17 protein-coding genes are annotated in these 17,333 nt (G+C 61.6%); 5 read left to right on the forward strand and 12 right to left on the reverse strand.

What is annotated here, in order from left to right:
* Nucleotides 1-2 precede the first annotated feature (2 nt).
* Complete coding sequence (locus EI293_RS20400) at nucleotides 3-416, forward strand: EamA family transporter (RefSeq protein ID WP_125440399.1); 414 nt, start codon at nucleotides 3-5, stop codon at nucleotides 414-416.
* A 10-nt stretch (nucleotides 417-426) separates the two neighbouring features.
* On the opposite strand, the gene EI293_RS20405 is transcribed toward EI293_RS20400, so the two are convergent.
* Both EI293_RS20405 and EI293_RS20410 read right to left on the reverse strand, forming a co-directional pair.
* Nucleotides 427-855: an EamA family transporter gene (locus tag EI293_RS20405; RefSeq protein ID WP_125440400.1), complete on the reverse strand. Its 429-nt coding sequence runs from the start codon at nucleotides 853-855 to the stop codon at nucleotides 427-429.
* Between the two features lie 3 nt (nucleotides 856-858).
* Nucleotides 859-1,254 carry a DUF4259 domain-containing protein gene (locus tag EI293_RS20410; protein WP_125440401.1) on the reverse strand — a complete coding sequence of 132 codons (396 nt, stop codon included), beginning with the start codon at nucleotides 1,252-1,254 and terminating at the stop codon, nucleotides 859-861.
* Nucleotides 1,255-1,367: 113 nt separating this feature from the next.
* Here EI293_RS20410 and EI293_RS20415 point away from each other — a divergent pair, with 113 nt between their 5' ends.
* Nucleotides 1,368-1,733, forward strand: coding sequence for a hypothetical protein (locus EI293_RS20415; RefSeq protein WP_125440402.1), 366 nt, complete (start codon nucleotides 1,368-1,370; stop codon nucleotides 1,731-1,733).
* A gap of 21 nt (nucleotides 1,734-1,754) precedes the next feature.
* On the opposite strand, the gene EI293_RS20420 is transcribed toward EI293_RS20415, so the two are convergent.
* From EI293_RS20420 to sdaAB, 4 genes are all read right to left on the reverse strand, one after another.
* Nucleotides 1,755-2,744: an NAD(P)H-dependent glycerol-3-phosphate dehydrogenase gene (locus EI293_RS20420; RefSeq protein ID WP_125440403.1), complete on the reverse strand. Its 990-nt coding sequence runs from the start codon at nucleotides 2,742-2,744 to the stop codon at nucleotides 1,755-1,757.
* Between the two features lie 134 nt (nucleotides 2,745-2,878).
* On the reverse strand, nucleotides 2,879-4,294 hold the full coding sequence (locus EI293_RS20425; RefSeq protein ID WP_125440404.1) for an efflux RND transporter periplasmic adaptor subunit: 1,416 nt from the start codon (nucleotides 4,292-4,294) through the stop codon (nucleotides 2,879-2,881).
* Nucleotides 4,295-4,359: 65 nt separating this feature from the next.
* A complete protein-coding gene (locus EI293_RS20430; RefSeq protein ID WP_125440405.1) occupies nucleotides 4,360-5,871 on the reverse strand; it encodes a TolC family protein in 1,512 nt (503 codons plus the stop codon).
* A 143-nt stretch (nucleotides 5,872-6,014) separates the two neighbouring features.
* A complete protein-coding gene (gene sdaAB / locus EI293_RS20435) occupies nucleotides 6,015-6,695 on the reverse strand; it encodes an L-serine ammonia-lyase, iron-sulfur-dependent subunit beta (RefSeq protein ID WP_125440406.1) in 681 nt (226 codons plus the stop codon).
* Nucleotides 6,696-6,932: 237 nt separating this feature from the next.
* Between sdaAB and EI293_RS20440 the strand changes: the two genes are divergently transcribed.
* Entirely contained in the window at nucleotides 6,933-7,910 is a 978-nt protein-coding gene (locus EI293_RS20440; protein ID WP_125440407.1) for a tryptophan 2,3-dioxygenase family protein, read from the forward strand.
* Nucleotides 7,911-7,996: 86 nt separating this feature from the next.
* Nucleotides 7,997-8,986, forward strand: a complete 990-nt coding sequence (locus EI293_RS20445) for a tetratricopeptide repeat protein (protein ID WP_125440408.1) — start codon at nucleotides 7,997-7,999, stop codon at nucleotides 8,984-8,986.
* Between the two features lie 9 nt (nucleotides 8,987-8,995).
* Here the strand turns inward: EI293_RS20445 and EI293_RS20450 are convergent, their stop codons facing one another.
* The 6 genes from EI293_RS20450 to EI293_RS20475 form a co-directional block, all read right to left on the reverse strand.
* Nucleotides 8,996-9,547, reverse strand: a complete 552-nt coding sequence (locus EI293_RS20450) for a DUF2911 domain-containing protein (RefSeq protein ID WP_125440409.1) — start codon at nucleotides 9,545-9,547, stop codon at nucleotides 8,996-8,998.
* Nucleotides 9,548-9,938: 391 nt separating this feature from the next.
* Nucleotides 9,939-11,240 carry an MFS transporter gene (locus EI293_RS20455; RefSeq protein ID WP_125440410.1) on the reverse strand — a complete coding sequence of 434 codons (1,302 nt, stop codon included), beginning with the start codon at nucleotides 11,238-11,240 and terminating at the stop codon, nucleotides 9,939-9,941.
* Nucleotides 11,241-11,314: 74 nt separating this feature from the next.
* Nucleotides 11,315-12,601, reverse strand: a complete 1,287-nt coding sequence (locus EI293_RS20460) for an O-antigen ligase family protein (RefSeq protein WP_170170465.1) — start codon at nucleotides 12,599-12,601, stop codon at nucleotides 11,315-11,317.
* A gap of 863 nt (nucleotides 12,602-13,464) precedes the next feature.
* Nucleotides 13,465-14,082 carry a DUF6134 family protein gene (locus tag EI293_RS20465; protein WP_246010754.1) on the reverse strand — a complete coding sequence of 206 codons (618 nt, stop codon included), beginning with the start codon at nucleotides 14,080-14,082 and terminating at the stop codon, nucleotides 13,465-13,467.
* Nucleotides 14,083-14,180: 98 nt separating this feature from the next.
* A complete protein-coding gene (arsM, locus tag EI293_RS20470; protein ID WP_125440412.1) occupies nucleotides 14,181-15,149 on the reverse strand; it encodes an arsenosugar biosynthesis arsenite methyltransferase ArsM in 969 nt (322 codons plus the stop codon).
* Nucleotides 15,150-15,190: 41 nt separating this feature from the next.
* Entirely contained in the window at nucleotides 15,191-15,991 is an 801-nt protein-coding gene (locus EI293_RS20475) for a DUF547 domain-containing protein (protein WP_125440413.1), read from the reverse strand.
* Nucleotides 15,992-16,101: 110 nt separating this feature from the next.
* Between EI293_RS20475 and EI293_RS20480 the strand changes: the two genes are divergently transcribed.
* Nucleotides 16,102-17,184, forward strand: a complete 1,083-nt coding sequence (locus tag EI293_RS20480) for a BamA/TamA family outer membrane protein (protein ID WP_125440414.1) — start codon at nucleotides 16,102-16,104, stop codon at nucleotides 17,182-17,184.
* The last annotated feature ends 149 nt before the right edge of the window (nucleotides 17,185-17,333 follow it).

Below are 17,333 nucleotides of genomic sequence, written 5' to 3' on the forward strand. Positions count from 1 at the left end.
CTATGTGGTGGCTGTACGCGTTGCTTTCCGCCGTATTTGCGGCCCTCACGGCGGTGCTGGCGAAAGTCGGAATGAAGGGCGTGGACTCCAGTCTGGCCACGGCCGTGCGCACGGTAGTTATCCTGGTGCTGGCCTGGGCCGTGGTGTATTTCCAGCACGGCCTGGGCGGCCTCGCTCAGCTCACGCGGCAGAACTGGGTGTTTCTGGGCCTGTCGGGGCTGGCTACCGGGCTTTCGTGGCTGTTTTATTTCCGGGCGCTGCAGCTGGGACCGGTATCGAAGGTAGCGCCGGTAGATAAGCTGAGCGTGGCCCTGGCCATTCTGCTGTCGGTGCTGTTTCTGGGCGAAAAGCTGACTTGGCAAACCGGCCTGGGCGCGGGCCTGATTCTGGCCGGCACGCTGGTACTGATTCGGTGAGGCCGCCAGCCTAGTGCCCTCGGGCCAGCAGGGCAATACCCACCACAATGCTCAACAGCCCCAGCCCCTGCGACCAGCTCAGGGATTCACGCAGCACTACCAAGCCCAGCACAGCCGTCAGCAGCACCGAGCCGCCCACGATAACCGGCGTACCTACCGACGACGACACGCCCCGGCTGAACACCACGAACGTCAGGATTTCAGCCAGCCCCACGCCCAGGCCGGCCAGTACGGCCAGCCCCACGCCCTTGCTGCTGAGCTCGAGCGGCTGACCCTTCAGGCGCAGCCACAGCAGCCAGGCTGCCCCCAGGCCGGCGGCCACCAGCTGCAGAATAACCGCGCCGGCCGCCGCCGAAATGTGGGCCGAAGCCAGCTTGATAAAGAAGTTATAGCCCGCCAGGCACAACGCCGTGAGCAGGGCCAGCAACAGCCAGTGCATGGGCTACTCGGCGGCTAAACGCGTCAGCAGATCCTGCTGCTGCTGCTGCCACTGCGGGTAGTCGGGCGAGTTGGCCCACTCCTCCTGCAACTCCGATTTGCGCACCACGGCTTCCACCGCCTCCACGGCCAGGTCGGCCAAGTCGTCGTCGATTTCCATGCCATTAACGGCCAGCAACAAGCCCGGCAGAAAATCGGTGGCCGGATGGCCCAGAATGGCGGCTACAATTTCGGCGGCAGCTAGTGCTTCCGAGGCTTCTGGTAGTTCGAGGTAGTCTTCGGTTTCGGCAGCCGTGGCCAGGGCCTCGTACAAAATGGCCTCGTTCGGGTCCTGACGGAAATTCTCGGCGAAATCCGCCGCGTCGTCGTTATCGAAGGTGTGGTAATCCCAGGTTCCCATAGTTTGGTGTGGTAGATGTAGTGGTAAGGGGACAGGTGCTATCGGCAGGATGGATACCGCTCCCAACTTTACCTTGTCTTCGTAATTTCGGTTCTCAACGAAACAACTGCATCATGTGCAGATACGCTTTTCACACGTACAAGGACATCTATGCATGTTTCGGCTGCCGTAAGGGCTTCAAACGAGTGCGTGAGGGAGACTTGCTGCCCGAAAACATTCACCCCGATAGACAAGCAAAGTGCCCTGATTGTGGCTTAGTGGCGGTAAACCTGGGCAAGGATCTGAAGCTTCCCCGAAAATTCCAGACGGAACAATGGGCTGCCATTGAATACCTGTTCAACAACCAATTCAATTTCTTTACCTGCGGGTGTGAAGGTCTTGGCATTGTACCTCAGAGCCTGGCAGAAGCGTATGAACTGGTTGAAAAACGAGCACATAAATCAGCAGGCGAAGTATTACTCGAAAAGATTACTAGCTGAACATCACTATCAAAAGGCGTACTACTTAAACTTCTCCTTCAGTAGCTCAATTTCAATGGCCGGGGAAATCTTCTCGTAGAGGATGTGGTAGGCGGCCGAGGTAATGGGCATGGACACCTGCAGCTTGCGGTTGACCTCGTAGATGCTCTTGACGGCGTAGTAGCCCTCGGCCACCATGTTCATCTCCATCTGCGCCGATTTCACGGAGTAGCCGCGGCCCACCATGTTACCGAAGGTGCGGTTGCGCGAAAACTGCGAGTAGGCCGTCACCAGCAAGTCGCCCAGGTAGGCCGAGGCCGACAGGTCGCGGGGCTGGGGGTTGAGGGCGTGCACGAAGCGGCGCATTTCCTGCACCGCGTTGCTCACCAGCACCGCCTGAAAGTTGTCGCCGTAGCCCAGGCCGTGGGCAATGCCGCCGGTGAGGGCAATGATGTTCTTCATCACGGCGCAGTACTCAATGCCGTCGAGGTCCTCGGCGGGGTTGGCCTTCACGTAGCGGTTGCGCAGCAGCACCGCAAACTCCTCCGCCAGCTCCAGATCGGGCGAGCCGATGGTGAGGTAGCTCTGCTTTTCCAGGGCCACTTCCTCGGCGTGACAGGGGCCGGCCACTACGCCCAGGCGGGCGCGGGGCAAGCGGAACCGCTCGGCCACGTAGTCCGTCACCAGCACGTTTTTGCCCGGAATCATGCCCTTGATGGCCGAAATCACGCGCTTGTTCTTCAGGTCGTCGCGGCCCAGCTTATCGAGAGTGCTCTGCACGAAGGCGGCGGGCACGGCCAGCACCAGCCAGTCGGCCTCCCGCACGGCCTCTTCCAGATCGGTAGTGGGGCGCACCCGCTCCAGGTCGTGGGCCACAGAGGACAGGTAGCGGGGGTTGTGGCGGGTGCGCAGCAGGTGCTGCACATCATCCTTGCTGCGCATCCACCAGTGGACGCGGCTGCCGTTTTCCGAGAGAATCTTGGTCAGCGCGGTGGCCCAGGAGCCGCCGCCGAGCATGGCTATTTTTTCCAAAGTCGGGAGAATGGGTGGGGAGGGTTCAGACAGGTAATTTTAGCCAAAAAAAACGGAAGGCCGCCCCTGCGTACGGCAAAGGCGGCCTTCCGGCAAGGGTTAGCGGCTCAGTTGTAGCGGCTAACTTCTGAGCATTATTTTTCCTCTTCCTCGGGCGCGTCTTCCTTCAGGGCCGCTTTGTTGAGGCTCTTGGCATCCTTTATCACTACCATGGCCCCGTCTTTCAGGGTTTTGGACACGGCCCGGAACGGCCCGCTCACCACCTGGTCGCCGGACTGGATGCCGCTCAGGATTTCCATGTTCTGGAAGTCACTGATACCGGTTTTCACCGGCGTCATTACCGCTTTACCGTTCCGGATCAGGAATACCACTTCCTGCGCGTCGCCTTTGGGAGCGGGCTGGTCGGTTTTATCAGCTTGGGCATTGCTACCCCGGCTTACGCGCACGGCAGGCGTCGCACCTTTCTTATCCGCCGTCTGGGCGCTGTCGGAGCGGGTGGTTACGGCGGCCAGGGGCACGCTCAGCACGTTGGCTTTGCGGTTGGTGATGATGTCTACGGAGGCCGTCATGCCCGGGCGGAAGGGCACGATGGTGCGGCCCTGCACCGTGCGCGTGAGCGTGCGGTACGACTCGGGCAGCAGCCGGATTTTCACCTCAAACTCCGTTACGGCTTCGGCCGTGAGGGCATCTTTGGCGGTGTTGGCAATGCTGGTCACTAGGCCCCGGAATTTCTGGTCCTGGCTGGCGTAGCTGTCTACTTCCACGTCCACTGAGTCGCCCAGGTCCACGTTGATGATGTCGTTTTCGTTCACGCTCACCCGCACCTCCATGTTGTTGAGGTTGGCAATGCGCATGATTTCGGTACCGGCCATCTGGGAGGTACCCACTACCCGCTCACCTTTTTTCACGTTGAGCTTGCTGACGGTACCGCTTACGGGCGCGTAAATGGTGGTTTTATCGAGGTTGCGGCGGGCTTCCTCCAACCCGGCCTGGGCCGAGCGGACGCTGCTCTGGGTGGCGCGGATGTTCTGGCGGGCCGAGTTGATTTCCTCCTGCGAGGCATCGTAGGCAGCCTTGCTGGCCTCGTAATCCGACTGCGAAATCACCTTCTGCTTAAACAGGGAGGCGTTACGGCGGTAGGTCAGCTCAGTCTGGCGGGCGGTGGCAATGAGCTGCTGGAGGCGGGCCTGGCTCTGGGCCACGTTGGCCTGCTGGGTGCCCACCACGGCGCTTTGCTGGCTCACCACGGCCTGGTAGTTATCGGGGCGGATGCGCAGCAGCAACTGGCCCTTCTTCACGGAGTCGCCTTCCTGCACGTATAGCTCGGTAATTTCGCCGGATACGTCGGGCGAAATCTTCACTTCCGTTTCGGGCTGCACCTTGCCGGAGGCGCTTACTTTCTCCACGATGGTAGCCGGCGCGGCGCGGGCGGCCAGCACCTCAGTGCCGGCCGGAGCCCCCACCAGGCCTTGCTTTTTGGCCACCACAAAGCCCACAATCAGGACCAGCAGCACGGCCAGCAGGATGAACAGGGTACGGTTGTTTTTCATATGCGGAATCTTGGGAGCTTGAGGTCAGGGCTGTCAGGATGTGGCTTCGGAACGCCGGGCCACCACTACAAACTAATTGGCCGGCCCTGGTAGAAGTCGAGCACTTTGCGGCGGAAGATAAACTCGTACTTGGCCTGAATCATCGTCGATTCGGCGGCCGTGAGGTTGTTTTTGGCAATGTTGAACTCGGTGCCGTTGAGCAGGCCGTTGTTGAAGCGGATTTCGGCGTTGCGGTAGGCCGTCGTCAGGGCCTGCACCTGGCGGCGCGACGAAAGGTAGCGGCGCTGGGCGGCAATGGCATCGGCGTAGCTCTGCTGGATGGTCTGACGCAGCGTCAGGCGGGTTTGCTCGGCCCGCAGCTCCTGCTGCTGAATATTGATCTGGGCCCGCTGCACCGAAGTGCGGGTCTGTAGGCCGTTCAGAATTGGGATTTGCAGCGAGAACTGCATGTTCTTACCGATGTTGTCCTTGATCTGGGAGGTGAAGCTGGAGGGCAGCAACTCGGGAATGGCTTGCTTGGGCTGGAGCAGAAAGAACGACGACGGCACCGGCTGACCGCCTATCGTCTGGAACACGGGCACCTGCACCGCGTCGGTGGAGTCGCCGTTGAACACCCGTGCCAGCCGCGACGAGGAAAAACCCGTGAACACGCCCGCCCCGAAGGCCAGACGCGGGTAGTAGCCGCCCCGGGCAATATCGAGGCTGCGCTGGGCGGAGCGCACACGCAGGTCGGCGGCCTTGATTTCGGGCAGCAGGCTCTGGGCCGTCTGGTAAGTGCCGTCGGGGTCGGCCGCCAGCAAAGGCTCGTCGTCGGGGTCGGGCAGCGGGGGTACCTCAATCTCGAAACCGGCGGGCGAGGGCAGGTTCAGCAGCTGCACGAGCGAGAGGCGGGCCAGATCACGCTGGTTCTGGGCCGTTACCACGTTTACTTCGTCGGAGGCCAACTGGGCCTGGCTGTCGAGCAGGTTGCTTTCCGCTACTGAGCCAGCCTTCAGCAGCTTCTGGGTGCGCTCAACCTGGCTCTGGGTGCTACTCACGCGCACCTCATTGGCGCGCACCAGCTCCTCGGCCAGCACCAGCTGCAGAAACGCCGAAGCCACGTTCAGCGACAAATCGTTGCGGGCCTTCTCAATATCGAGCACGCTGGCTTCGGAATCCAGCGCGTTACGCTTGACGGTATTGCGCAGCTGGAAGCCCGAAAACAGCGTCACCTGCGAGTTGGCCGAGAAGTTGTTGGACCGGATAGTCTGACTCACGAAGTCGTTGGTGAGCGGGTCGATGCCGGTGCCGTAGTTCCAGGCCTGGGTGCCCGAGAGGTTGGCGGAGGGCAGCAGGGCAGCCCGGCTCTGGCGCAGCGTAGCGTTCTGCAGCTCAGCGGTAAGCTGTTGCTGGCGCACCGTCAGGTTGTTTTGCAGGGCATAATCCACGGCGCGCTGGAGCGTCCAGGGGCCGGTGGGCGCGGCGGCCGGCAGCGAGCCGGCGGGGGGCTGCCCCGGCGTGGAGGAGGGCGTCTGGGCCTGGGCCGGCCGCACCGCCAGCAGCCCCGAACTTAGCAGCAGCCAGTAAAAACGCTTCATGGTGAATAAGTAGAGGGCTGATTAGGAAAGGAAGACAGGCCGACCGGTGGCCGGTGCCACCAAAGGTATCCGGCCGCGTTACCCGCCCGGACAGAAATCAACCAACCGCTGGAAAACCGCCGTTAACCGGCCGCCATCCGCCGTTAGTCGATGGTGGGAATATAGGTAACGCGGTGCACCCAGCGCAACTGGCGCAGGTACTCCAGGGTAATATCGCGCAGGCTCGAATCGACTTCAATGAACTGCCGGGCCGCATCGTTTTTGCCCTTCCGGCTCACGAACATGGTGGCAATATTGCATTCATCGTGGGCAATAACGCTGGCAATGAAGGCGATGGAGCCGGGCACGTCGTCGGCATCGAGGATGAGCGTATGCAAAGAAGCGGAGAAATCCGACGGAAACCCATCCACCTCCACAATCCGGATAACTCCCCCACCCCGGCTCTGGCCAATAACCTCCACGGCCTGCCCCGTACGCTCGTTGCGCAGCTGCAGCTTAATGGTGTTGGGGTGCATGGTGGAGGCATTGCCCACGCCCTGAAACGTGTACTGCAACCCGGCTTCCTTGGCGTGGTCGAAGGCCTCACGGATGCGCACGTCGTCGGTGGGCATACCCAGCAGGCCCGCCACAATGGCGCGGTCGGAGCCGTGGCCCTCGTAGGTGCGGGCGAAGGAGTTGTAGAACGTGATGACGGCGTGCGTGGGCTGGCTGCCCAGAATGCGGATAGCGGCCCGCGCAATGCGCACCACCCCGGCCGTGTGCGAGGAGCTGGGCCCGATCATCACCGGCCCGATCATATCGAAAATGCTGGATTTCTCTGCCATAAGCGGGGTAAAGGTAATTTTTAATGTGATTCAACATGTGCGCAATGGAAGCGGAATGTGATAAATGTGATTTGGAATGTACCGAATGCCGTGGGAAACGTGTCATTGCTTCGCTCCGCTCGCAAGAACACGTTCCACTCATTCCCGCCCATTCATCCCCATTCCGCGCATTCAATCCGCATTCCCTTCCCACATTAAACCCCCATCTTTGCAGCCACCACCCTTTCCACCTCGCCTATGACCGCCCCGCAACCTGAGCTGACGCCGGCCGTGCTGGAGCAGCTGCGCCGCCTGCAGCAACGCTACGCCGCCGACGACCAGGACCTGGCCGCCTACCTCGAAGGCCTCTACCACACCCGCTACCTGGGCTACTGGGACTATATTCAGCTGGATACGCTGCTGAGCCTGCAACGCCCGCTCACGACTATTCCCGACGAGCGGATCTTCATCATCTACCACCAGATTACGGAGCTGTACTTCAAGCTCTGCCTCTGCGAGTACGAGCAGCTGGGCGACCTGCCGGAGCCGACCTTGAAGGAAGTAGTGCTGCGCGTGGGCCGCATCAACCGCTACTTCGAGAACCTGATCGATTCGTTCGACGTGATGGTGGACGGTATGGATAAGCAGCAGTTTCTGGAGTTCCGGATGGCGCTGATGCCGGCCTCGGGTTTTCAGAGCGTGCAATACCGCATGATTGAGCTGGCCAGCACGGCCCTCACCAACCTCGTACCCGAGGAGCGGCGCCGCCTATTGGGCGAGGCCGCCGCCCACGACGAGCTGCTGGGTTGCATCTACTGGAAATCGGGGGCCACGGTGGTGGAAACCGGAGCCAAGGCCCTCACCCTGGTGGAATTTGAGAAGAAGTACGCCGGCCGCCTGCTGGAGCACGCCCGCGCCTTCGAGCACCGCAACCTGTGGGCCGTGGTGCAGCGCCTGCCCGCCGGCCCCGAAGGCCGGGAGCACCCACGCCTGCTGCACCAGCTCAAGCAGCTGGATGTGAACGTGAACGTGAACTGGCCCCTGATGCACTACAAATCGGCGGTACGCTACCTGGAGCGCCACCCCGACGCCATTGCGGCCACCGGCGGCACCAACTGGAAGCAGTACCTGCCTCCCAAGTTCCAACGCCGCATCTTCTACCCCACCCTCTGGACCGCGCAGGAACTGGAAGACTGGGGCAAAGGCTGGGTAGAAAGCGTGCTGGGTGGCGGGTAAGCAACTCAACTCTACCTTTTACTATATTCGGCGGGACTTCGGTCCTGCCGTTTTTATTTAGCTCAGATTTTACTTTCTCTTACATTATGCGAATCGGGCTTCTCCTGTGGATTTTATTCTTCCTGTCACCAAGCCTAACCTGGGCCCAGGCCCCTCCTACGCCCCAGCAGCTGGCACAGGCCCGCGGGACCAGCAATGAGGTGCCCATGTTTGGCGGACAACCGAAAACGCCGGAACAGCGCGCCGCCGACCAGCAGTTCATCGCCACCGCTCTGCAGCAACATGGCACTGCCCAGGCGGCGGCCCACGTCTATACTAATTTTGGATGGGGCTACCTTCAGCAGGGCAGCCCCGTGGTGGCCATTAAGCGGTTCAACCAGGCCTGGCTCCTGGATTCTACGCTGGCCGATGTGTACTACGGCTTCAGTGCCTGGCAGCAGCCTACCAACCCTACTGAGGCAGAGCGGCTGCGGCGGCTGGGTCAGCGCCACGATGCAAATAACCAGGCGCTGATTCGCTACTACAGCAGTCTGGCCTACGGACAATCTTTGCGCCGGGACTACGCCGGTGCCCTGGCTACCAACGCGCAGATTCTGGCCCTGGATGCTCACCATGCCTTTGCCAACGGGCGCGCCGGGTTCTGGTACATGCAGCAGCAGGACACGGCCCGGGCTACTGACTACCTCACCCGCGCCATTCAGCTGAACCCGCGAGACTCCGTTGCTTTCCTGAACCGGGGCTGGGTGCGCTACGGGCAAAAGCGCTATACGGCTGCCATTGCCGATTTCACTGCCGCCGCCCGTATCAGTCCGCGCTATATTACGGCCTACGCCAACCGGGCACTGGCGAATACGGAGGCCGGTAACTACGCCGCCGCCGTGGCCGACAATGAGCAGTGCCTGCAACTGGTACCACCCCGCGACAAAGGCCAGTTTTACCGCACTATCGGGATGCTTAAACTGTGGTTGCACGACACGGCCGGGGCCTGCACAGCCTTCAGCCAGGCCCTCAACTGGGGCGATACCCCGGCCGCCGAGCGGGAAATCCGCAAGCTCCAGAAGGAGAACTGCCGTTAGCTTTAGTGACTACTTTACCACAAAGCTCACCCGGATCTTCTCCCAGGCCAGCGTAACCTGCCCGGTGGCGCCGGTGGTAATGGTAAACCGCTCTACCGTCTGGGGGCTGGCTGCGGGCCGGGCTTGCACGCGCAGCACGTCATCGGCCGCCTGGTACTCGTAGGCACCCCATTGAGTGGCTGTTTTGTTGAAGATAATGGTCCACTCTTTTTCGGCAGGAATAGTAAACAAGGCGTATTTGCCGGCGGGCAGCGGCTGGCCCTGCACCGTCACATCCTGATTGATGGTAAACGTAGTGGCTTCATTGGCTCCCGTGCGCCATACCTGCCCGTAGGGCACCAGCCCCCCGAATACCGTCCGATCCTTGGCCGAAGGCCGGCTGTAGCTGATGGTAAGCGTGGCCCCACCGGGCACCCTGGTGGTAAGGGTAGCGGGCGGACTGGGGCGGCCGGGCTTGTCTGCCGGTTTCTGCTGATCGGAGCAGGCTATCAACGGCCCCAGGAAGAGCAGCAACAGCAGAAAAACTGAAAGACGCACCAGACGTGTACGGATAAGGGGCATGGGAAACGGAAACGAAATAAAGGGCCGGGCAGCAGCCCGGGCGCGGGACCAGGAAGTTGGCCTATCAATAATTATACCCCAAGTTAGAGGTTAGGTTACTTTTGGCTGGTAACCTTTTGCCTCCAGCTGGTGCCCTGCCGAAGGCGGCTCCTGCTCTACCTTCCTGTATTTCCTCTTTTCTGCCTTCTTATGAAAGCTATTTCTGCTGCTGCCAGCTGCCTTTTTGTTGCCGGTTTCCTGGGGTTGAGCATCACTTCCTAATTTATCCGGCACCGATGATAGTTCCTGCTCTCAGGAGGCAGTAGGTTCGGTGGCGGTGGTGGGCGGGGCCCAAACCGGCACGGCTGGCACTCCCGTAGCCGTTACCGATACCGTCAGCATCAGCAACGGCCTATTCCGGGCTCATGCGGGAAGTGGTGCGGGTATCGGCCATGCGCCAGTACACCAGCAGCGACACAGCCGCGCAGGCCGTCACGTACCAGTAGAACCAGGTTTCCACGCCGTGGTCTTTGGCCAGCAGCGCCAGGTATTCGGCGGAACCGCCAAAAATGGCCACGGTGAGGGCGTAGGGCAACCCGACGCCCAGGGCCCTGATTTCGGTAGGAAACAGCTCGGCTTTTACCACGGCATTGATGGAGGTATAGCCGCTTACCACTACCAGCGCCACCAACAATAGCCCAAAGGCCGCGCCGGGACTACCAGCCTGGCCCAGGGCCGTAAGCAGCGGCACGGTGAGCAGAGTGGCTCCCACCCCAAAAAACAGCAGCACCGGCCGCCGCCCAATCCGGTCCGACAGCGCGCCCATCAGCGGCTGAAAGAGGATAGCTACGCCCAGGGCCCCGAACGACACCAGGGTGGCCTGGCCTTTGGTGAAGCCGGTGGTATTTACCAGGAATTTCTGCACGTAGGTGGTGAACGTATAGAACACCACCGTGCCGCCCAGCGTGAGGCCGATTACCGTAAGCACCTCGCGCGGATGCTGCAGCAGTATCCGCAGCTGGCTGGGCCGGGCAGTGGCGGGCGGCCCGGTTTCCTGCCGGCTGAAAGCGTCGGTTTCTTCCATGGCCCGGCGCAAATACAGGGCCACCAGCGCGGCAGCGGCCCCAATGGCAAACGGTACGCGCCAGCCCCAGGCATACAGCTCGGCCGGCGTGAGGAACTGCTGCAAACCCAATTGCACCAGCAATGCCAGCAGTTGACCGGCAATGAGCGTGACGTACTGAAAGCTGGAGAAGAAGCCCCGGTTTTTAGCGTCGGCCATTTCGCTGAGGTAAGTGGCTGAGGTACCGTACTCGCCGCCCACGCTCAGGCCCTGCAGTAGCCGGGCCAGCACCAGCAGCACCGGCGCGGCTACCCCAATCTGGCTGTAAGATGGCGTGAGGGCAATAAGCAACGATCCGCCGCACATCAACAGCACCGAGGCCAGCAGCGCCGCCTTACGCCCGGCCCGGTCGGCATACACGCCCATAAGCCAGCCCCCCAGCGGCCGCATCAGAAAGCCCACCGCGAAAATGGCCGCCGAGTTGAGTAGCTGCGCCGTGAGGTTGCCCTTGGGGAAGAAAGCCGGCGCAAAATACAGGGCAAAGGCCGAGTACACGTACCAGTCGTACCACTCCACCAGGTTGCCCACCGAGCCGCTGAAAATGGACCGGATGCGTGAGGCCATGGTGCGGGGAACGGTGACGTGCGGCATAAAAACAGGGCAGATTGGGGAACGGAATACGAGCGTGGCGGCAACGCCGGGAAGCCGGCCTGCGCAAGAACAGCTTAATCCGGCAACTTCCGGTTTGCCCGCAGCCGGTTGGTTTCGTCGGCTACCACCAGGAAGCCGTAGCCAAACACGAACAGGTTCAACCCGATCTGCAGGCTCAGCATATCGGCTACCATCATCACGGTGGCCTGGGTCAGGATGAAGAAAACGATGTAGGGGTTGCGCCGGGTGCCGCGGTGGCGCAGGGGCCAGAACAGGATGCTCAGCCAGATGGCCAACCCAACCACCCCACCCCCGATCAGCGCACTCAGGTACTGATTATGCACGTTTACCCAATTGGCCGGCCGCAGCCCGAAGTTTTTCCAGCGGTATTCGTCCAGCATGGCCGCGTAGGCATCGGCCGGGCCTACGCCTACCAGCCAGTTACGCCGGATGATGCTGGCGGCCGTTTCTACGGCTGCCAGTCGCCGGGCCAGGGAATAGTCGTTGATGTCGTTTCCCTGCACGTACTGCTTGATGTCCCAGGAAGTGGACTCTACCCGCCGCTGCACGGAGTGGAGAGTCTGAAAGGCCACCCACGGCCCCAGCGCCAGCAGCGCCAGCAGCCCCAGCCCAAATACAACGTGCTTCTTGAGCAGCAGCCGGATGGCGTAGGCCAGTAGCCCGGCGTACAGCACCAGCAACCCCGTGCGGTAGGCCAGCACATGCAGCGTCAGCACGATAACCGCCGCCGCCGCCAGCAACACCGCCCGCCCCAGGGGCCCCACCTGTTGTTGGCGCCGCAGCAGCAGGCCCCAGAAAAACGCCTGCGCCAGCATCGTCCCAAAGGCAATATGAAACACCCCGGTAATAGCCTGCACATTATGGCCCACGTTGATGGCGGCATCGGCACTGATGGGGTCCAGCAGATACTTCGCCAGCGTAGCCAGGGCCACGGCTGCCGTACTCAGCACGAACAGGCCTCCTACTGCCCGCCGCTGCCGCCCGCTCAGCGGAACGGCCAGCGTGAAAGCCAGCGGCACGCCCAGCCACGTCAGGCTCCGGAACAACTCGTGTCGCCACACGGCCCACTCGCTGGTATAGATCCCGCTCAGCAGCAGGAAAGCCACCAGCGCCGCCGCTCGCAGCAGGGCCCCGTTGCGCCAGCAGCTGACGGCCGTCTGGCGCAGCTGCGGGTTGGCCAGCACGGCCAGTACGCCCACTACCGGGCTCAAAGCAATCAGGGCGCGGGAGGCCAGCAGCCCCGCTACGCCCGCCCCGCAGGCCAGCCACAACAGGTGCTGAGACAACCGCCCCGAACGATAATAGGCCCCTATGGTCAGGGTATTAACCAACTTTGGCATGCCGTTACTACCCAATAAAACGCCCTGACCCGGTAGCCACTGTAGCACTCGTGCGGCTTTCAGGTGCCGCCAAACCATGATTTTCCGGCAGCTGACCACCGCACATCTGACAACCTGAGCAAAACGGCCTTGAAATCCGAATCATTACCAACAGTTACTGTAGAAGGACATATCCTCAGAGCGCAAAGTACGCCTTCTGCCCAGTAGCATCACAGCGGCCCCGGAAGGTTCTTTTTTTACCGTATAGCCGCTTCCGAATCTGTGCCTATTTTGCGGCCATGTTCTTTGTCTGTTTTTTCCAATCAGACGAGCAGCAGGTGGCCCACCGCGTTGGCAGGGCCTGAAAAGGAAACCGGGGCAACTCCTGGCCTGAGCGGGGCCAGAATTAACGGACAGAAGAGGGAAGGATATTTCTTCTGTTTATGGCAGCAAAACCCAGCGGGGCGTCGCCCGACAAACGGTGCAAATACGCCGAAGCCTTCACGGCCGGGGCCCTGGACCTGGCCTGACCCACCGCAAGCGCAGCACCAGCCACTGGTCAGGCGTGGACTCGCTCGGGCGCTTCGATGACCAGGCCACGGTGCTCAAGGATACGCGCTTAATGAAAGCGGCTGTAAATCCCTTATTCGTCATGACGTGGTTGATTCTGGTGCCGGCCGGGCCGAAGTATTCCAAGACCCCGAGGTGTTGGGGTGGTACGCCGCCGTTGCGGGCTGCGCAACCATGCTCTTTCATCTGCTGGAGCATCTCCCTTGTTGGGCACTGCCGACATGGTCTAGACGGGTAATGCTGCCGTCGGCATCTTGCTTGGCGGCCGCGTGTTCGGGAAGCAGGTTGCCGGGTAAAAAGTGAAGCTCAACGGCCTACTTCTCCAGCCGGATGATAAAGTTCTTAAGTGGGTTCTTCTTGATAATCGTGACCAACTGCCCGTTGGTGTACTGATACTCGTCCTCGCGGCCGTCGCGTACGGCGCGCCAGCTGCCCACTTTGCCCTGGCTCAGGGCAAAATAGTCGCCGAAATACTCGGCAAAGGCCCGTGCCTGCCCGGCCGGCGGCTCACCGAAGAACATAGTGGTGACGGCGTAGCGGATGGGGCTAGTTTCGGTGGCTTTGTAGTGGTGCTTGTACTGGTCGGCCACGATGTCGTAGTGGTCGCCCTTCCACTCCGTTTTAGAAGAAAAATCGCCCTGGTTGGTGTGCGCCTCCACCGTCGAGCGCAGCAGCTGACCGTTGCGGAAGTGGTTGGTTACTTGGTAGTAAATCTTGAGGTGGTAGAGCAGGAAGTTCACTTTCACGTCGCTCACCAGCGAGTAGGTCACGTCGGGGCCGCTGGCCGCCTGCCGCGTGGCCGTCATCGTGCCCACCCGGATGCCCGCCACCTCAATGCCGTAGCGCCGCACCTCGGCCCCCGCCGGCTTAGCAGCTTGCGCCGCCACGGCCAGGGGTAGCGCACTGAGGAAAAGCAGAGTGGGCAGGAACATGGCATATTTTCGGTTAAAGAGCTAAAGCAGAACGTCATGCTGATCTGGCGTCCGCTTGCCGAAGCATGACGTTCTTTTTCAACAGCCAAGCCAGCTGCCTAGCAGCAGCCACCGCCGTCGTAGTGGTAGGTGGAGGGCGAGATGAAAATATCGTCGCGGTCCAGCGCGGCCAGGTTGCCGGCGGTTTTATCGCACACGGCCAAGGGCTGATTCTGCATGAGCACGTGGCCTTTGTGGTCGTCGAAGTATTCTTCACCGCCGTAGTAAATGGCGGTGCGGCCCGTGAAAATGCACGGCCCATCGGCCGGCATAGGGTCCTTGATGGCGCACACCTCCACGCTCTCGATAAAGATAACCTCGTCGGTGGCGTAGTGCTGGGGCGAGAGCACGCGGTAGGCACGCTTGGCCCGCACCTCAATGGTGCCAAAACCGACCTCGGCAATCATGTCCAGATACTGTTGCAGGGGCAGCGAGCCGGTGAGGCAGAGGGCGCGCAGGCGCTCATCGGCGCGCAGCTCGTCGCTCATGGGCTGCTCGCAGGTGGGGTCCGACATCACGAGGCGGCCGTGGGGCTTGAGTACGCGGTAGGTTTCCTGCAGGGCCCGCTTGAGGTCATCGAGCTTGAAAATATTGAACAGGCAGTTTTGGGCGGCCACGTCCACACTCTCGTCAGCCACGGGCAGGTGCAGGGCGTCGCCGGCGCGCAGGTCGATAAACTCGCTCTTAAACCAGTCGTTCTGCTCTTCGGCCGTTTGCATGTTGGCACGCGAGGCGTCGAGCATTTCGCTCACCACATCTACCCCAATCACGGCCCCCGGCCGGCGGCTGAAATAAGCGAATTGCAGCAGCTCCATGCCACCGCCCACGCCCACGTAAAGCACGGTGGGCGAGTTGGTAAGGTCGCGCGGGTTCACGGTGCTGCCACAGCCGTAGTTCATGCTCAGCATACGCTGCGGAATGCTCAGGCCGGGCAGCTGCCACACGGGATTGGTGGTACAGCACAGGCCCACCTGGGGCTCCTGGGCCGCCTGGCGGTACACGTCGGCGGTGGTTTCGAGGTAACTCATAAAAGGAAATGGAGAGAGGAATGCGTGAAGCTACGGGCGACTTACTGCTTGTTCAGGTTCCAGTTGTAATCAAGGTAGCTAATCTTGGTATTGTCGTCCATTTTGGTGGTGGAGTAGCGGTTCACCCATTTCACCACCGACTGGCCGTTCTTCTCCCAATCGCCTTTGTACCAGTCGAAATACTTCGAGAGCTGGGCGGCCGACTTGCCAATCTTATTCTTGGCCGGGTTATTCAGGAAGTCGCGTCCCTGGTCGTCCAGCTGCTTTTCGAGCTGGGCGGCGGTATAGGCCTCGTTGCGCAGGCGCGGGCACGAAATGGACGCACACACCAGCGCGAAGTGAATGCGCGGGTCATCAAACTTCTTGCGCAAAATGCCGTGCTCGATGTTGTCGAGGCTCATTTTCTCGCCGCCGATGCTGAAAAACTTGGCCGCCCATGGCGTAGTCACGAACGGAATCTTGATTTTCGAGCCAATGTCCTTGATGCTCTGCACCGGGTAGTGGTCGAGGATGAGGCGGATAGTGTAGGCGTTATACGCGTTTATCCAGTAGACCATCTGGTCGGCCTTACTCCAGTTGGCAGCGGGCGGATTTTTGCTCAGCAGCGCCAGGTAGCGGTTGAAAGCCACCTCATCAGCCTTAAAGCCCTTGTAATCGACCAAGCCCTGGGCACTGACGTACTTTTTGAGTAGCTTGTCGTAGGCACCGTGGTCGACTACGGCGCTGGCGGCGGGCACGGCGTAGCTGGGCGTTGGCACGGGATTGAGGCCCGGCACCACCACGGCTGCGGCTGTGAGCGTGCCGGCCGCCAGCACCACGGCGGCCAGGGTCGAAATTTTCATGAGTTTGTTCATTGGGGGCTACGTACGGGAAAGGCCGGCCGTAAAGATTGCCGGTAGCAATCTGCCGGCCACTGCAATTTCGTAAACCCTGCAAACTTCCCCTCGCTGCCGTGCTATTCACCACCGTACTGTTGGCCCTGGCCGGGCTGGCCCCCGCCGATACGGTGCATCCCAAGCGCCTGGCGCTCATTCCGGTACCCCTGGTGTACTACACGCCCGAAACCCGGCTGGCCTACGGCGTAGCGGCCACGGCTACCGTGCACTTCCGGCGCGACGACGGCTTTGCCGCCGCCCGTCCCTCGCAGGTTACCCTGGCTCTGGCCTACACCCAAAACCGGCAGCTGCTGCTGTACGCGCCCTTCCAGCTTTTTTACGACCACAACCGCTACTACGCCTACGGCGAGGCCGGCTACTACCGCTACAACTACTACTTCTACGGCATGGGCCGGCGCGACGTGCCCCGCGAGCTGTACGGCGTCAATTTCCCCAGGGTGCGGCTCAATGCCTTCCGGCGCGTGGGGGCGAGCAAGCTCTACGCGGGCCTGCGCTACCAGTACGAGGACTACCGCGTGAGCAGCACCGAGGCGGGCGGCCTGCTGGCCAGCGGCACCGTGCCCGGCGGCCAGGGCAGCCGCCTGACGGGCGGCGGACTCGGGGTGTTCTATGACTCGCGCGACAACGTTTTCTTTCCTAAGAAAGGCATGGTGGCCGACCTGAGTGTCTTTATTCGCAACCGGGCCGTGGGCGCGGGCCCAGGGGGCGAAACCACCCGCTTTGACCGCTACGTAGCCGACGTATCGAGCTTTCGCGCGCTGGGGCCGCACGCCGTGCTGGCCGGCAACGTCTATGGCAGCTTCATCGTGGGCACCGCGCCCTTCAATGCCCTGTCGCTGCTGGGCGGCTCGCGGCGGCTGCGCGGCTACTACGAGGGCCGCTACCGCGACCAGAACGCCGTTCTGGCCCAGGCCGAGCTGCGCCTGGATGTGTACAAGCGCCTGGGTGCGGTTGTTTTCGGCGGCGTGGGTACCCTGGGCGATGGCCAAACCCTGCTGCGCCTGGGCGAGCCGAAAGGAGCCTACGGGGCGGGCCTGCGTTTCACGGCCAACCGCCGCGACCACCTCAACGTGCGGCTCGACTACGGCCTGGGGCAGCAGTCGAGCGGCTTTTACCTCACCGTGGGAGAAGCGTTTTAGCGGCTCCCAATCTCACCTTTACCTAGGGAGTGTTTACAGTTAGGGACGATCTTTGAGCATGAATAAGGACCGCAGTATGTTGACGGACGCGCAGTGGTCGCGGCTTTCGCCGTTGCTCCCGGGGCAGGAACGCTCGCCGGGCACCACCG

Origin of the sequence: Hymenobacter perfusus, from assembly GCF_003944765.1 — a bacterium.
Classification (GTDB): Bacteria; Bacteroidota; Bacteroidia; order Cytophagales; family Hymenobacteraceae; genus Hymenobacter; species Hymenobacter perfusus.

Coding starts and splice junctions, on each gene's coding strand:
- EI293_RS20460 (WP_170170465.1), bottom strand. CDS start 12,601: ATGCCAAAGTTGGTTAATACCCTGACCATAGGGGCCTATTATCGTTCG.
- EI293_RS20465 (WP_246010754.1), bottom strand. CDS start 14,082: ATGTTCCTGCCCACTCTGCTTTTCCTCAGTGCGCTACCCCTGGCCGTG.
- EI293_RS20430 (WP_125440405.1), bottom strand. CDS start 5,871: ATGAAGCGTTTTTACTGGCTGCTGCTAAGTTCGGGGCTGCTGGCGGTG.
- EI293_RS20455 (WP_125440410.1), bottom strand. CDS start 11,240: ATGCCGCACGTCACCGTTCCCCGCACCATGGCCTCACGCATCCGGTCC.
- EI293_RS20415 (WP_125440402.1), top strand. CDS start 1,368: ATGTGCAGATACGCTTTTCACACGTACAAGGACATCTATGCATGTTTC.
- EI293_RS20450 (WP_125440409.1), bottom strand. CDS start 9,547: ATGCCCCTTATCCGTACACGTCTGGTGCGTCTTTCAGTTTTTCTGCTG.
- sdaAB (WP_125440406.1), bottom strand. CDS start 6,695: ATGGCAGAGAAATCCAGCATTTTCGATATGATCGGGCCGGTGATGATC.
- EI293_RS20405 (WP_125440400.1), bottom strand. CDS start 855: ATGCACTGGCTGTTGCTGGCCCTGCTCACGGCGTTGTGCCTGGCGGGC.
- EI293_RS20445 (WP_125440408.1), top strand. CDS start 7,997: ATGCGAATCGGGCTTCTCCTGTGGATTTTATTCTTCCTGTCACCAAGC.
- EI293_RS20475 (WP_125440413.1), bottom strand. CDS start 15,991: ATGAAAATTTCGACCCTGGCCGCCGTGGTGCTGGCGGCCGGCACGCTC.
- arsM (WP_125440412.1), bottom strand. CDS start 15,149: ATGAGTTACCTCGAAACCACCGCCGACGTGTACCGCCAGGCGGCCCAG.
- EI293_RS20410 (WP_125440401.1), bottom strand. CDS start 1,254: ATGGGAACCTGGGATTACCACACCTTCGATAACGACGACGCGGCGGAT.
- EI293_RS20400 (WP_125440399.1), top strand. CDS start 3: ATGTGGTGGCTGTACGCGTTGCTTTCCGCCGTATTTGCGGCCCTCACG.
- EI293_RS20440 (WP_125440407.1), top strand. CDS start 6,933: ATGACCGCCCCGCAACCTGAGCTGACGCCGGCCGTGCTGGAGCAGCTG.
- EI293_RS20425 (WP_125440404.1), bottom strand. CDS start 4,294: ATGAAAAACAACCGTACCCTGTTCATCCTGCTGGCCGTGCTGCTGGTC.